The sequence below is a fragment of the Clostridium sulfidigenes genome (assembly GCF_000732635.1).
Taxonomy (GTDB): domain Bacteria; phylum Bacillota; class Clostridia; order Clostridiales; family Clostridiaceae; genus Clostridium_J; species Clostridium_J sulfidigenes.
In genome coordinates, this window is the sequence record NZ_JPMD01000054.1 from 1 (window position 1) to 15,032 (window position 15,032).

Below are 15,032 nucleotides of genomic sequence, written 5' to 3' on the forward strand. Positions count from 1 at the left end.
TAAGTCGAGGGCTTGATCTAAATAAAGACGAAATAAATTTCACTGTGTAATTTTGAGAGAACATTTAACCAATGTTTTCAAATCTGGTAATTATGCTTTTGATGGATACACCCGTTCCCATACCGAACACGAAGGTTAAGCATCAAGAGGCCGATAGTACTGCACGGGAAGCTGTGTGGGAGGGTAGGTTGTTGCCAGGTCATTTGGATCTTTAGCTCAGTTGGTTAGAGCAACCGGCTCATAACCGGTAGGTCCGGGGTTCGAGTCCCTGAAGGTCCACCATATTTGGGGGTATAGCTCAGCTGGGAGAGCACCTGCCTTGCACGCAGGGGGTCAAGGGTTCGAATCCCTTTATCTCCACCAAAAGCAATCTATTTAGATTGCTTTTTTTTTATATTTATATTACTTAATTAACTATTATATTATTGTTTTAATTAAGTATATAATAATGTAAAGTAATTAAAAAAAATTCATTGCAAAGATGGTGTAATTAGTATGAATAGAGTTAAACAATTTATTAATTGTGTATTTGCAAAAATAACTAAAAAAGATATGGAGTTTATTAATAATTATTTAGATGAGAATGAAAAAAAAATACTGTATAAACTCCCTGTTTATGATTTGAAACATTCAGTTAATGTAGCTAGAGATATATATACAAATGAATCTGAAGAAGAAATTAAAAAGAATAATCTTAATCATAAAGAAATTGTAAAATCAGCTATATTACATGATGTCGGTAAAATTCATACTCCTCTAAATGTAATAGATAAATCTATTTTAGTCTTATTAAATAACATTACAAAAACAAAAATAAAAAAATATAGTGATAGAAATTCTAAGATATATATATTCTATAATCATGGAGAAGAAGGTTATAAAATTTTAAAAGAAAAAGGATATGATAAAGAATTTTTGAATATTATAAGAAATCATCATAATTATAAAATACAAAATAAATGGCTAGATATTTTACGAAAGTATGATGATAGAAATTAATACATATAATTAATATAAGTAAAGAAATATTTAATAATGAAAGAAAAAATACAATAATATACATGGGTATATGATATACTATTATTTAAATAATATATGTTTATACATGGAGGGGATTATGACAAGCGCAAAGAGAAGAGAAAAAATAAAGAATCTATTAATACAATCTCAAGAACCTGTAAAAGGTCAGATATTAGCACAAATGTTTGAAGTTACTCGTCAAATTATAGTTAAGGATATAGCTATTATAAGAGCTGAAGGGGTAGATATAATATCTACGCCAAAAGGATATATGGCTCTAAAGGAAAATATCAATAGCATAAAGAAAGTTATAGCTGTTAATCATGGAAGGGAAGAAGTAAAAAATGAACTTGAGACTATTGTTAAATATGGTGCAATTGTAGAAGATGTAATAGTTGAACATCCTCTTTATGGAGAAATAAGAGCTATGCTTATGCTTAAAAATATGATGGATATTGAAAATTTTTATAGTAATTTTAAGCAGTATGAAGCTGAACCTTTAAGCGCATTAACAAATGGAGTTCATCTTCATACAATAATATGTGAAAATGATAGAGTTTTATCAAATATAGTAGAGGAATTAAATAAAAAAGGATTTTTGATTAAAGAATTATAAAAAGGGGTGTGAATATTTTGAAGAAGAAAGCTATCGGGAGTATAGTTTCTATCATAATAATTATATTACTTTTCACTGTTGCTGGAATAAGTATAATAGTAGACTATCAATGGTTCAGTGAATTGGGATATATTTCTATTTATTTTACTAAGTTATTATCTATAATGAAACTAATGGTTCCTACATTTTTAGTAATATTTATTGGAATAACATTATATTATAAAAGTTTAATACCTAATATTAGAAAGTTAAAAGAGATAGTAGAAATTGATAAAGTTAAAGAGAAAAAAAAGGTTTAAAATCTTTTTAGTAATAAATTTTATTATATCTTTATTCTTTTCTTTTAGTTTTGCAAGTATATATTGGTACAAAATATTAGAATTTACCAACTCTACAAAGTTTAATGTTAATGATCCTATATTTGATAAGGATATATCATTTTTTACATTTAAGTTACCTTTAATACAATCTTTATATAGTAGTATGATTTCATTATTAGTTTTACTTGTAATAGCTACTTTTATAATTTATATTATTTTAAATGTTAAGGATAAGATTAATAATCACTTTGATAGATCAGATAAGGTTGTAAATTTTAAATCTATGACTAGTGGTATAACAAGTTTTGCAGGAAAACAACTTGCAGTGATAGCTGCATTACTTATGTTAGTTATATCTTTAGGATATATGATAAAAGGGTGGAACTTAGCATATTCTCCTAGGGGTATAGTTTTTGGAGCAAGTTATACAGATGTAAACGTATCTTTAAAATTTTATAAAGTAATTTCTATAGTTTCAATTATTTTTGCTGTATTAATATTCTTAAGTATATTGTTTAAAAAAGTTAAACCAATAATATTTTCAGTAATAGTAGTATTTGTACTGATGATTGGGGAAAGTGTTGCAGCAGGAGTTGTTCAACAATTTATTGTTAACTCTAATGAAAAAACATTGGAAAAACCTTATATATCCAAGAATATTGAGTATACTAATATGGCTTATAACATTGATGAAATTGATGAAAATAATTTTGAAATAAAAAATGATTTAGATGCTACAGGTATAAAACAAAATAAAGATATAGTTGAAAATATTAAGGTTAATGCATATCGACCTGCTTTAGAATTTTATAATCAATTTCAATATATAAGATATTATTACAAGTTTAACGATATAGATATTGATAGATATAATATTAATGGAAACTATAATCAAGTATTTATAGCACCGAGAGAAATTGATTTTGAAAAGTTAGATGAAAATTCTATTACCTGGCAAAATAGACATTTGTCATATACCCATGGATACGGGGTTGTTATGAGTAAGGTTAACTCGGTAACAAGTGAAGGACAACCTGACTTTATTATGAGCAATATACCTATTGAAAATGAAACGGATATTTCATTAGAGAATCCAAGGATATATTTTGGTGAGAACACTAATGATTATAGTATAGTAAATACAAAGCTTGGAGAAATTGATTATCCAATAGGTGGGGAAAATGCTACTAATAATTATGACGGTAATGCTGGTATATCCATGAATTATCTAAACAGAATTATATTTGCTATTAAAGAACAAAATAGTAAATTTTTACTATCACAAGATATAACTAGTGATAGTAAAATTCTACTTCATAGAAATATAGTAGAAAGAGTTAATAAAGTTGCACCTTTTTTAAGATATGATGAAGACCCATATGTAGTTATAAACAATGATAGGCTTTATTGGATTATAGATGCATATACTGTAAGCGACAAGTTCCCATTTTCACAACCTATGGGAGATATAAATTATATTAGAAATTCAGTTAAAGTTATAATTGATGCATATGATGGAACAACAAAGTTTTATATAACAGATAATACAGATCCTATAGTTGCAACCTATGCTAAGATATTTCCTAAGCTATTTACAGACTTAAGTACTTTACCAGATGAAATTAAAGCTCACTTCAAATATCCTCAAGATTTATTTGCAATTCAGAGTGAAATGTTGTCTAAGTACCATGTTTCAGATCCTGGAGTTTTCTACAATGGGGATGATATATGGTCTATAGCTAGTGATGTAGCTACAATTGAAGGTGATGAAGTAAAATCAGAAGCTTCATATGTTACTACTAAATTAGCTGGAGAAGATAAAGAAGAGATGGTTATTTTAGAGTATTTTAATACAAAAGATAGAGATAATATGGTAGGTATGTTTGGTGTTAGAATGGATGGAGATAATTATGGAAAAATGTTTTTGTATAAATTTCCAACGGGAGGAACAATATATAGCCCAATGTTATTTAAACAAAAAATAAACCAGGATCCAGAAATATCTAAACAATTATCACTTTGGGATACTAAGGGTTCTCAGGTTCAATTTGGAGAAGTTTTAATAATACCAATAGGAAACTCCTTGTTATATGTAGAACCTCTTTATTTGAGAGCTTCTGGTGAAAATAGCATACCTGAAATGAAAAATGTCATAGTTGGTTACGGAGATAAACTAATACTTGAAAAAGATATAGGAACTGCTATTACTAAGATGTTTAATCTAGAGGCTGAGGGAAATAATAATTCTAATAATGAAGGTATCGAAAATAATAAACAAGAAGGAAATTTAAATTCCGATTATTTAGGAAAATTAAAAGAAGCATATACAAATGCTATTGAATCTCAAAAAAATGGAGACTGGGCAAAGTATGGTGAGTATATAAATCAAATAGGAAAATTAATTGACGAATTATCAAAATAAATTTATATAAATAACATGACTAGCCGCTCTAAAGCTTTCGTAGTAAAATGGAAGATAGAGTGGCTAGAATAATTTATATAAAGTAGTATTAACATGCATAGGTGGAGGAAATTATGGATTATGATGTATTGATATTAGGTGGAGGAATTATAGGTTGTGCTATAGCTTATGAATTGTCAAAATATAATCTTAATATTGCAGTTATAGAAAAAGATTATGACATATGTAATGATACACCTTCTATAAACACAGCAACAATATATGATGGATTAGAATGTGAGGATGAATTATCATCTAAGCTTATTAGAAAAGGCAATTTATTAATGGAGGAGTATGCATTAAGATTTAAAGTTCCATATAAGAGGTGTGGAACCTTATATATAGCAAGAAATGAAATTCAGGCTATAAGTATTGATAAAATGTATGAAAGAGCTAAAGCAAAAAAAAATAGATGATGTAAAACTTCTTATAGGGAAAGAAATATTGGAGTATGAACCTAATATAGAAGGAAATATAATAAAATCAATATATATACCTAATACAGGTGTAATAAGCTCATATGATTTAGCTTTAGCTTATGGTGAAATTGCTTTTGATAATGGAGTTAACTTTAGATTACAAGAAGAGGTTGAATCTATAAATAGTATAAATAAAGGATTCAAGATAAAAACAAGTAAAAATAAATTTACTTGTAAGATAGTTATTGATACAACTAAAGATAAAAATCTACAATTAGTTAATGAAAATAATAAAGAAGATGATAAAGGAAAATATATGAAATATGTGGTTATTGATAAGCCTTATGAAAAGTTATATTCTAACATAATTTTTGATGTAAGAGAAAATGAAAGAATATATATAAGACCTACAATTAACAATGAAACAATAGGGGCTTATAGTAACTATAAAAATGTTCACTATGATAAAGTTATTGAAAAGATAAAACCTCTTACTAAAGAAATTAGTGAAAATGATATAAAAGTAGTAAGAGATTGGCGCCTTTTTGATGAACCTATTATTATACAAGATGATATTATTAATAGTGGGTATATAAATATTAAGGTTAATCATTATGCTAAGGTTACAATAACACCATATTTAGCTTTGAACATATCAAAAATAGTAGTTGAAAAGTTAAATTGTAAATTTAAAAAGGATTTTAATGATAAGAGAAGGGAATATTTTAGATTTAAAAATCTATCAAATGAAGAAAGAAATAAAATTATTAAATTAGACAGTAAGTATGGACGTATTATATGTCAGTGTGAAAAAGTTAGCGAAGGTGAGATTGTAGACTCTATTAGAAGACCTTTAGGAGCTAGAACAGTAACCGGGGTAAAAAGGAGAACTGGAGCGGGATTTGGAAGTTGTGATGGGTGTTACTGCAAGGATAAAATAATTGAAATTTTGGCAAGAGAAATGGATAAAAGAGTTACAGAAGTGGTTAATAATTCAAAGGATTCAACCATTTTATTATCAAGAATAAAAGAATTTGATGAAATGTGAGGTAATAAAAAGTGAAGGATAAGGATATATTAACAACTATAGTGAGAGTAAAAGGATCTGCAGAGCGTAGGGTAGTTTCAGTAAAGAGTAGCGAACCTATAGATAAAAGTTTATGGCTTGAATGCTCTAAGTGTCTAAGTAGAATATATGTAGGACCACAGACATCAGAAGGAGATGTTATATGTAAGAATATACTTAATACAGGTGTAGATATAGTATGTACTAAATATGCCTACAAAAATTAATATTAATATTGACAAAAAATATGTTAGGGAATAATATAGACATATATTTAATGAAATAAATTATAAACCGTTGAAGAGAATAGTAGTACTAATTATATATGTAAGAGAGTCAGTGTTTGGTGTAAACTGATATATATATTATTACGAATCCGCCTCTGAGGGACTGTGATGAGCAGTACGGCATTAAGTTTGTCGTTAAATTTGCGAGTGGAATAATTAATTTTATTCAATTAGGGTGGTAACACGGAGTCTTTCGTCCCTTAGGTGGGGTGGAAGGCTTTTTATTTATATCAAAATATATTTATAAGAAAAGGGTAGGAGGAATAACAATGATAGACTTAAAGAAAATAAGAAATAATCCAGATGAAATTAAAGTTAAAATGGAAAATAGAGGAGAGAGTTTTGATTTATCGCTTATAGATGAAGTTGTAGAGCTTGACCAAAAGAGACGTAATATATTAATAGAAGTAGAAGAATTAAAAAATAAAAGAAATAAAACTTCTGCAGAAGTTCCTAAGTTAAAAAAACAAGGTATAGATGTATCAGAAACTATGAAGGAAATGAAACAACTTTCAGATACAATAAAAAATTATGATTTGGACTTAAATGAAATAGATCAAAGAATAGAATATATAATGATGAGGATACCTAATATACCTCATGATTCAGTTCCAAATGGTAGTGATGATGAGGATAATGTTGAAATTAAAAAATGGGGAGAGATAAGAAAGTTTGATTTTAATCCTAAAGAACACTGGACTATAGGTACAGAAAATAATTTATTGGATTTTGAAAGAGCTGGAAAAATTACAGGGTCTAGATTTACTGTTTATAAGGGACTTGGAGCAAGATTAGAGAGAGCATTAATAAATTATTTTTTAGATACTCATACTGGTAGAAATGGATATGATGAAATACTTCCTCCATATATGGTAAATAGAAATAGTATGACTGGAACAGGTCAGTTACCTAAGTTTGAAGAAGATGCTTTTAAAGTTAGTGATACAGATTATTTTTTAATACCTACAGCAGAAGTACCTGTAACTAATATTTACAGAGATGAAATCCTTGAAGGAGATAAACTTCCGATAAAATATGCAGCATATAGTGCATGCTTTAGGTCAGAAGCTGGATCTGCTGGAAGAGATACTAGAGGATTAATTAGGCAGCACCAATTTAATAAAGTAGAATTGGTTAAATTTACAAAAGAAGAAGAATCATATAATGAACTTAATAAATTAGTTCAAGATGCAGAAAGTGTGTTACAAGGATTAGGACTTCCATATAGGATTGTAAAAATATGCAGAGGAGATTTAGGGTTTACTGCTGCTTTAAAATATGATATTGAGGTTTGGATGCCAAGTTATAATAAGTATGTAGAAATATCAAGCTGTAGCAACTTTGAAGATTTCCAAGCAAGACGTGCTAATATAAAATATAAAGATGATCCAAAAGCTAAACCTAAATTTGTTCATACAGTAAATGGTTCAGGGGTTGCTATAGGAAGAGCTTTAGCTGCAGTTCTTGAGAATTATCAAAATGAAGATGGTAGTGTTACAGTACCAGAGGTATTAAGAACATATATGGGGTGTGAAAAGATAACTAGATAAAAAAAATTTAGAATTTATATAAAAGTTTTTCAAAAAAATATTGACACAAGGGCTATTTCTTGATAGAATAACCCTTGTAGGAAATGGAGAGATGGTCGAGTTGGTTTAAGGCACCGGTCTTGAAAACCGGCGTACGTGTGAGCGTACCTAGGGTTCGAATCCCTATCTCTCCGCCATATTTTTAAATTGGAGAAATACTCAAGTGGCTGAAGAGGCGCCCCTGCTAAGGGCGTAGGTCGGGTAACCGTCGCGAGGGTTCAAATCCCTCTTTCTCCGCCATTTAAAAATAACCTATGAAAATTAAATAAGTAAAATCAGAGTATGATTTTAATAATTCTACGGAGAGATGGTCGAGTTGGTTTAAGGCACCGGTCTTGAAAACCGGCGTACGTGTGAGCGTACCTAGGGTTCGAATCCCTATCTCTCCGCCATTTTTTTATTTTTTGGAGAAATACTCAAGTGGTTGAAGAGGCGCCCCTGCTAAGGGCGTAGGTCGGGTAACCGTCGCGAGGGTTCAAATCCCTCTTTCTCCGCCAAGATATATTTAAAAATCGGATTCTTAAGAATTCGATTTATTTTTTCGACTCAATAAGGTGTAATAAAATCAAAAAATAATTATTGAAATCGTGAGGATTCTATGTTATTATGTAATAGTTATTTAAATAACCTTTTGGGGTGTTAGTTAAATGGATATAACATACGGCTACGGACCGTATATTGCGGGTTCGATTCCTACACACCCTGCCATATTGAATGATGAAAATGGCTTAATCTCAATGGTTAAGTCATTTTTTTATACTCAAAAGATGACTAAAAGGTGACTAAAAGTTTTATTCAGATTTTTCATCATTAAAAATGTTATCTAACAATTTAGCAGTATTATTCTTCATATCATCCATTATATGAGTATAAGTATTTAATGTTATGCTTATATCTCTATGTCCAAGGCGGTCACTAACAACTTTTACATTTTCACCATTGAATATTAGTAGTGTAGCATGAGTATGACGAAGACCATGGAAAGATATTTGTTTAAGCTGCATATAGTCTTTGGGAACATTACCAGTTTCTTTTTTCATATCTTCAATGGAGTTTTTATATTTAGCTATAGTTTTAGTAAAATTCATTGATAAATTCCTAGGCTTACACATAAACCCTTCTCTACTTAATACTATAAAATCAGTTTTGGAAGCTCCTCTACTCTCTTTAAGAGCCTTTAAGTATTCAACTAATATATTAGGTATGCTTATCTTTCTATGGCTTGTAGAGGTCTTTAAAACTGGTGATAGAAGTAATAATTTATTAACTTTATCTTGAATAGCTTGACAATTAACTTCTATATAGCCATTTTCAAAATCAACATCACACCATCTAAGGCCACAAAGTTCCCCAATACGTAATCCAGTTAGTATATCTATAAAAATAGGTGTATATAAGTAGGTACCCTTTATCATAGATAAGAAAAAATCGACTTCGGCTTGTGTCCAAAATTTAATAGTTGGCTTTTCTACTCTTTGTTTTTCTATATCTGTAGGTAATTCGTATATAAGTTTTAATTTTTTAGCATATTTCAAGCAACTGTTAACAATATCATAAACTTTTTTAGCTGATACAGGCTTCATTCCCTTTTCACTTATAAGTTTATTGTAGAAGTCTTGAATTGTTACAATGGATATATCACTAAGTTTATAATCACCAAGCATAGGAACGATATGAGCATTTATTCTTGATATATAATCATTTTTAGTGTTAATACTTATGTTAAAGATCTTATATTCATAAAACCACTTATCTATAAAATCTTTAAATAATATATTATTTTCCCCAGGTGCTATATACCCTTTATTTTTTTTATTTAAAGTTTCAGTAACAAATTTTTCAGCTTCTCCTTTGGTTCTAAAGCCTTGTTTAATTACTCTTTTCCTTTTTCCATTTTCATACCCTAAGGGTATATCTACTTTCCAGTTATATTTCGATATTTGTTTGTAACTTGCCATTATAGATCCTCCCGTATAGTTTCTAAAATCTTATTTACATTTTTAATTAATTCATTATATTGATAATAGTTTTCAAATTTAATTGCTAATCCAGTATTTAGTGAACGTAAAAATTCATTTGCTTTATACACACCAAAGCCTGTTGTTAATGGTATATTATCCAATACTGGTAAATCATCAATATCTCTAATAGTTTGTAAAGTCGGTTCATTATCTTCTTTTATCACTTGTATACTTATTATTCTAGAGTTCATTCTTAACACTTCCTTCTAATTTTGAGAGTATTTTTTTATTAAATGCAATTAAATAACCTTCAATTGTCTTTAATGATTTGAGTCCAACATGGTGTTTTATATTGGGTGAAATAGTGTGAATTAGATCTTGATTTTCTAAGTAGAAATTGGTTATTTCTTTTAACAACTTATTTTTAAAATATCTTTCTTCTATAAAGAACTTTTCATACTCATTTAATAGACCATGTGCATTAATAAATTTTGTATTAAATTCAGTTAAGGTATTAATTTCTAAATTTAAATTATTAATCATTTTAATGCATTTATCTTCGTCTAAATTTAAGTAGTTATTTTTATAAAGTTCTATATTATTTTTAAATATTTTAAGTCTAGTTTTATTAAGTTTATATTCTTCAACTATATTCATTTAATCACTCCTAAATCATTGATATTACTAGCTTTAAGTGGTATAATAATATTATAGTTGCTAACTTAATTCAGTTAGTGTTAAAAACTTTTTAATCTTGGCAGATTATTTCTAAATAACCTTCTAAATTCTAGACACAATCCTCGTATCCCTAGAATTTGTAAGGTTATTTTTATATTAATTTACCAATCAATATGACCATTTATTTTTTGTATTAATAGGTCTATGTCTTCCATAACATCATCAATACCATTGAGTGGATCCAGTGCTTCTAAAGAATCGATTAAGTTCTCCTTAAACTCAATTAATTCATTCCTCACATCTTCAATTTCTTCATTGGTATTTGAGATATCACTTAATTGCTCTATAATACTATCCATATGTTTATTCCTCCTTTATAATTTTATTGAATTACATACTTGTACACCTTTGTATATTGGTTCATGGGCTTGAACTTCATTTATTGGGTGAGTATATTCTAGTGATACTACACCTGACAATGGAGGAACCTTCCACCAACGTTTTAAAATTCCATTTACTCTAAATGCATCTTTAGGTGGTGGAATTGCACCTAATTTTTTTAGTGAATTTCGAGTACTAGAATTACTTTTTAAACCTAAATAACTACAAATTTCACTAAATGTGGTATAAACCCATTTTTCTTTAGGGAATGACCAATCAAGCATATCCATTATTTTAGTATCAGCATCAGTTTTAACCTCAAACTCTGAATTTGAAGTATATAGTTGTTGCTCTTCATCTTTTGAAAGCCAATGAGGTTCTTTCTTATATCTTAATAGATACATTACCTCACCCCATAATTGATTAATATCAACATTATGATCTACAATCATTTTCTCTACTCTAATACACCAGTAACGTCTATTACCAGTATCATCTTCTAGAAATTCACTATTATTAACAGTGGCATAAAAGGATGTTACTCTTGGATATTCCTCAAGTTTAATTGCATATGGACGTCTATACCTATCATTACATCTAGTAAAGAACATTTTTAATGTATCAACTTTATCTCTAGTTAAGCTAGTTTTTAATTCTCCCAATTCGACAATTAAGGCAGATGTAACATCAACTACATCGTCAACTTTTTTAGGATTTATATATTTATCAGTATCAATCCAGTTTGAATTAGGTAATAAAGTTTTAATCCATCTAGTTTTACCTATACCTTGACCACCTTGTATTACTAGGACACCATTCATATTTTTAGCGCCATCATTAAAAGCTATATTTGCAGTACCTATGAGCCATCTTTTTAATAACATATATTTAAGTTTATCGTCATAATCTTTAGATGAAATTATTGTATTTGATAACTCTAAAATTCTACCTTCTTTATGATCCCAATTTTTATAACAAGCTTCAAAATAATCTTTTGCTGGATTATAAGAATTTTCTTGTGATAATCTAAATACAAAACCTCTCAAATTTTGTTTGCTTACTTTGAAATTACTAACAATACATAATGAATATAAATCTTCAAAACACGCTTCATCGTTGACAATTTTAAATATACGACTATTAAACTCAATCTTTTTTGAAAGCTCATTGTATTTTATGGTTATATTATTAAGTTCACATATTCGTTGGAAGTTTTCCCATATAACTAATGGAGATCCATTAGAATTTACATATTTGAAATTCTTGTTTTTCTTATAATCCCATTTATCTTTAAGAGCTGCTTTAAAATCATCTATTGTTTTACCACTTTGAAACCAATCAGTAATATCTTTGTTATCACCTAAATCTTTTAATCCTTCGGGATAAATTACATTAAACTCTTTTACATAATCTTTAATCTTATAGTAAATATCATCTTTATACTTTTCTCCAGCTTGACCAGTATCCGGAACAATATATATTTTACAATCTTGAAATATACTATAATCAAATTTAGTAACATCTTTAAGTGATGTAGCTATATATCCCATATAGGAAAGCGTATCAACATCTTTTTCACCTTCAAGGATAATTATATATTTATCTTTTTTAATTCCTTCTAATAGTTTGTATAGATTATATGGAACTTCATCGGTTCCACGGTTACACATAACTTTATTATTATTGATGGAGAAGTATCTATTAGTGCTTTTATTGTTAATGTCTTTGAACTTGGCTTTAAAATATAATGGATCATTGAATTTATCAACAAACATATATAAACATACATAATTTAATGGATTTCCCATAACATCTTTAAAGCTAATTTTATGAATTGCTTTTTCCACTTTTTCTATTAAAGCCACTTTTTTAGAATAATCTTCACTAGGTTCAATATTAAGATATTCACATGCTGCATTATAATTAATATTTTTATATTCTTTGATAAAATCAATAGCATCACCATGTCTACCACAACCAAAACAATAATATCTATATTTATCGTCATATTTTTTAATGGTGAATGAAGGTGTTTTTTCCCCATGAAATGGACAACACATTTTATTATTTCTATCAAATTTTTTACTAGATTCATTTTCAATTAAATCTTTTAAGTTAATTTCTTCTTTCGTAATCAATAAATATCACCTACTTAAAAGCTAGTCTAAAATATCTAAGGCCCTCAAATGATGGCTGCTTATTTAACATTTGACATAGCTCCATATATTTTTTTAGTAATTTAAGACTCATTAGACACACCTCCTAATACCATTCAATTTCACCATTTTCACGCTCAACAACGTGTAGCCAAAACCGTTCTATATTTTCCTTATCTGCTATACCAACAGTAAGATTGCCACCTTTGTCTAATTCGGACCAACAAACATGATAATCAGTTCCATTCTCATAAATTTCTTTAAATCTTCCTAACAAACTTTTAGACATCTTAACCCCCCCTATAATATATTTATAACGCCTTCCATTGTTTGCATAAGTTGCTTAACTGTTGAGTATTGTCTTTTGTAGTTTTCTAATTTGTTTTTTAGTCTTTCATTTTCCAAGCGTAGTTTTGATAATTCATCAGTTGGTACAACACCCGTGATTTTATCAAGTTCAGATATTGGTATTAAATATGTTTTACCAATTTTATTAGCTTGAATTTCATGTTTTCTTATCATACTTTGAACAGTCGATACAGGTTTATTTATTTTATTGGCAAATTCATTAGTTGTAAGAACTGGCTTTCTTTCTTCCATAACCTAATCCTCCTTATTCAACAATTTTTCTCTATGCTCTATTAACTCCTCAAGAGCTGCTTCATGTATATTTTTATCCTTTGGACTTATGTCCCTGGATATTTGATATTTCAAAGCCTTAATCTGCTTTTCAACCTTCTGCATGTCTTTAGGTAATTCAATTCTTAACATTTAATCACTCCTTATAATGGTTTTAAGAGCCTCTGATACTCTGGTTGTGTCTTTACTATGTAATGTCATTTTAATGTGCTTAAATTCTCGATATGACCATTTTTAGTGGTTTTAAAATGATTAATCTTCACTAGATAAAAATAATTCTTCTACTGAACTATTAAGAGCTGCAGCGAGTTTTAAAACAATTTCATAAGAAGGCCTTTTCTTATCTCCAGTTTCAAGTTTTTGAATATAACTTACAGATATGCCACTATCTTCACTCAATTGCTTTTGAGTTTTATTTTCGCGTTCTCTAATTTGTTTTAATATTAATTGCAATTTAATAATTCACCCCCTTGATACATTCTACAGTGTGTATCAATATAATAGCACCTACTTAAGAATGTGTCAACACTATAGTGTGTGCAAATTAGTAAACTTGTAGTATAATTGAAGAATAAAATGGAAGGTTGTGATTAATTTGTTAGGAAAAAATATAAAAGAAGCTAGAATAAATAAGAAGATTTCTCAAAAGCAATTAGCAAATGATACTGGACTTTCAACGTCATATATACAACAATTAGAATTAGGTCAAAAAAATAATCCATCACTAGAAGTTAAAATTAAAATAGCTAAAGCTTTAGATGTTGAAATAGAAGATTTAGATCCGGATACTCCAATCTGGGATATATTTGATGCTACTATGGATCTTGAAAAGCTAAAAAGAGATGTTGAAAGAATACAAGAAAAAGAACATGATGAAGAAATTAAAATAATAGATTATTTAAAGAAAGCTTCAATAGATCAATTAATCCAGGAACTTAACAGTAGAAATGATTTTCCTATAAAAATAGAAATGAAGAAATAAATTTGAGACCAGGGTTGGTCGCACAACAGAATCAATTAGATGGACAAGTTGAAAAAAGTTCTTTCGTGCGTTTGCAGGAAACAATATTTTTCGTGGCGAACTTCTTCGCTGCCAAAGTATTAGACTGAAGATACCTATGAATATAAATAGATCCTTTGCTGCTGCAGAGGTCTTTTTTTATGGAAAAAAGTTTTCGACAAATATGCGACAAAGTGTAAATGTGTAGCATTGATTTTAATGATTAAGAGATAAGAACGAAAAAAAATATATTTATATGTATTTATGCAAGGAATTTATTAAATGACCTTAGATTCAAGGAATGTTACACTACTTTGTTACAGTCTATAAAAGTACTAAGGCATTTATATATCAAGGGTTACAGAGGGTGTTACAGTGGTGTTAAAAATTTTTTCTATATACGTATATATACTATATAATATCTATGTACTATTTAATT

Annotated in this window: 16 protein-coding genes, 7 tRNA genes, 1 rRNA gene, 1 pseudogene and 1 other annotated feature; of the genes and pseudogenes, 16 read left to right on the plus strand and 9 right to left on the minus strand. The window is 28.4% G+C overall.

What is annotated here, in order from left to right:
• The first annotated feature begins 82 nt into the window (after nucleotides 1-82).
• The 15 genes and pseudogenes from rrf to IO99_RS17175 all read left to right on the plus strand — a co-directional run bounded on the left by rrf (nucleotide 83) and on the right by IO99_RS17175 (nucleotide 8,486).
• Nucleotides 83-200, plus strand: a 5S ribosomal RNA gene (rrf, locus tag IO99_RS17110).
• A 5-nt stretch (nucleotides 201-205) separates the two neighbouring features.
• Nucleotides 206-282, plus strand: a tRNA-Ile gene (locus IO99_RS17115).
• Between the two features lie 5 nt (nucleotides 283-287).
• Nucleotides 288-363 (plus strand) — tRNA-Ala (locus IO99_RS17120).
• A gap of 132 nt (nucleotides 364-495) precedes the next feature.
• Entirely contained in the window at nucleotides 496-999 is a 504-nt protein-coding gene (locus tag IO99_RS17125) for an HDIG domain-containing metalloprotein (protein WP_035135632.1), read from the plus strand.
• A 118-nt stretch (nucleotides 1,000-1,117) separates the two neighbouring features.
• Nucleotides 1,118-1,636 carry a transcription repressor NadR gene (locus IO99_RS17130; RefSeq protein ID WP_035135634.1) on the plus strand — a complete coding sequence of 173 codons (519 nt, stop codon included), beginning with the start codon at nucleotides 1,118-1,120 and terminating at the stop codon, nucleotides 1,634-1,636.
• Between the two features lie 17 nt (nucleotides 1,637-1,653).
• Nucleotides 1,654-4,378: pseudogene (locus tag IO99_RS17135) on the plus strand (UPF0182 family protein).
• 113 nt (nucleotides 4,379-4,491) lie between these two features.
• On the plus strand, nucleotides 4,492-4,833 hold the full coding sequence (locus tag IO99_RS19700; protein ID WP_051824278.1) for an FAD-dependent oxidoreductase: 342 nt from the start codon (nucleotides 4,492-4,494) through the stop codon (nucleotides 4,831-4,833).
• Nucleotides 4,802-5,884, plus strand: a complete 1,083-nt coding sequence (locus IO99_RS19705; protein WP_051824281.1) for an FAD-dependent oxidoreductase — start codon at nucleotides 4,802-4,804, stop codon at nucleotides 5,882-5,884. Before IO99_RS19700 ends, IO99_RS19705 begins: the two co-directional genes overlap by 32 nt.
• An 11-nt stretch (nucleotides 5,885-5,895) precedes the next feature.
• On the plus strand, nucleotides 5,896-6,129 hold the full coding sequence (locus IO99_RS17145; protein ID WP_035135636.1) for a DUF1667 domain-containing protein: 234 nt from the start codon (nucleotides 5,896-5,898) through the stop codon (nucleotides 6,127-6,129).
• A 61-nt stretch (nucleotides 6,130-6,190) separates the two neighbouring features.
• Nucleotides 6,191-6,393 (plus strand) — a binding site (T-box leader).
• Nucleotides 6,394-6,458: 65 nt separating this feature from the next.
• Nucleotides 6,459-7,739, plus strand: coding sequence for a serine--tRNA ligase (gene serS, locus IO99_RS17150; protein ID WP_035135638.1), 1,281 nt, complete (start codon nucleotides 6,459-6,461; stop codon nucleotides 7,737-7,739).
• Between the two features lie 85 nt (nucleotides 7,740-7,824).
• Nucleotides 7,825-7,915, plus strand: a tRNA-Ser gene (locus tag IO99_RS17155).
• Nucleotides 7,916-7,927: 12 nt separating this feature from the next.
• Nucleotides 7,928-8,018: transfer RNA gene (locus IO99_RS17160), tRNA-Ser, on the plus strand.
• 61 nt (nucleotides 8,019-8,079) lie between these two features.
• Nucleotides 8,080-8,170 (plus strand) — tRNA-Ser (locus tag IO99_RS17165).
• Between the two features lie 14 nt (nucleotides 8,171-8,184).
• Nucleotides 8,185-8,275: transfer RNA gene (locus tag IO99_RS17170), tRNA-Ser, on the plus strand.
• 136 nt (nucleotides 8,276-8,411) lie between these two features.
• Nucleotides 8,412-8,486 (plus strand) — tRNA-Arg (locus IO99_RS17175).
• 83 nt (nucleotides 8,487-8,569) lie between these two features.
• On the opposite strand, the gene IO99_RS17180 is transcribed toward IO99_RS17175, so the two are convergent.
• From IO99_RS17180 to IO99_RS17220, 9 genes are all read right to left on the minus strand, one after another.
• Nucleotides 8,570-9,736, minus strand: a complete 1,167-nt coding sequence (locus IO99_RS17180) for a site-specific integrase (RefSeq protein ID WP_035135640.1) — start codon at nucleotides 9,734-9,736, stop codon at nucleotides 8,570-8,572.
• Complete coding sequence (locus IO99_RS17185) at nucleotides 9,736-9,990, minus strand: hypothetical protein (RefSeq protein WP_035135642.1); 255 nt, start codon at nucleotides 9,988-9,990, stop codon at nucleotides 9,736-9,738. Before IO99_RS17185 ends, IO99_RS17180 begins: the two co-directional genes overlap by 1 nt.
• Nucleotides 9,980-10,396, minus strand: coding sequence for a hypothetical protein (locus tag IO99_RS17190; protein ID WP_035135644.1), 417 nt, complete (start codon nucleotides 10,394-10,396; stop codon nucleotides 9,980-9,982). The genes IO99_RS17185 and IO99_RS17190 overlap by 11 nt, the downstream gene beginning before the upstream one ends.
• Nucleotides 10,397-10,578: 182 nt before the next feature.
• Nucleotides 10,579-10,776, minus strand: a complete 198-nt coding sequence (locus IO99_RS17195) for a hypothetical protein (RefSeq protein ID WP_035135646.1) — start codon at nucleotides 10,774-10,776, stop codon at nucleotides 10,579-10,581.
• A gap of 15 nt (nucleotides 10,777-10,791) precedes the next feature.
• A complete protein-coding gene (locus IO99_RS18555; RefSeq protein ID WP_051824283.1) occupies nucleotides 10,792-12,936 on the minus strand; it encodes a VapE domain-containing protein in 2,145 nt (714 codons plus the stop codon).
• 124 nt (nucleotides 12,937-13,060) lie between these two features.
• Nucleotides 13,061-13,243: a hypothetical protein gene (locus IO99_RS17205; RefSeq protein ID WP_035135647.1), complete on the minus strand. Its 183-nt coding sequence runs from the start codon at nucleotides 13,241-13,243 to the stop codon at nucleotides 13,061-13,063.
• 11 nt (nucleotides 13,244-13,254) lie between these two features.
• Nucleotides 13,255-13,554 (minus strand): helix-turn-helix domain-containing protein, encoded by a 300-nt coding sequence (locus tag IO99_RS17210; RefSeq protein ID WP_035135649.1) that lies wholly within the window; start codon nucleotides 13,552-13,554, stop codon nucleotides 13,255-13,257.
• A gap of 3 nt (nucleotides 13,555-13,557) precedes the next feature.
• Nucleotides 13,558-13,725, minus strand: coding sequence for a hypothetical protein (locus tag IO99_RS19375; RefSeq protein WP_198028605.1), 168 nt, complete (start codon nucleotides 13,723-13,725; stop codon nucleotides 13,558-13,560).
• A gap of 120 nt (nucleotides 13,726-13,845) precedes the next feature.
• On the minus strand, nucleotides 13,846-14,046 hold the full coding sequence (locus tag IO99_RS17220) for a helix-turn-helix domain-containing protein (RefSeq protein WP_035135651.1): 201 nt from the start codon (nucleotides 14,044-14,046) through the stop codon (nucleotides 13,846-13,848).
• A 133-nt stretch (nucleotides 14,047-14,179) separates the two neighbouring features.
• On the opposite strand from IO99_RS17220, the gene IO99_RS18560 reads away from it, so the two are divergent.
• Nucleotides 14,180-14,575: a helix-turn-helix domain-containing protein gene (locus IO99_RS18560; protein ID WP_198028606.1), complete on the plus strand. Its 396-nt coding sequence runs from the start codon at nucleotides 14,180-14,182 to the stop codon at nucleotides 14,573-14,575.
• Nucleotides 14,576-15,032 lie beyond the last annotated feature (457 nt).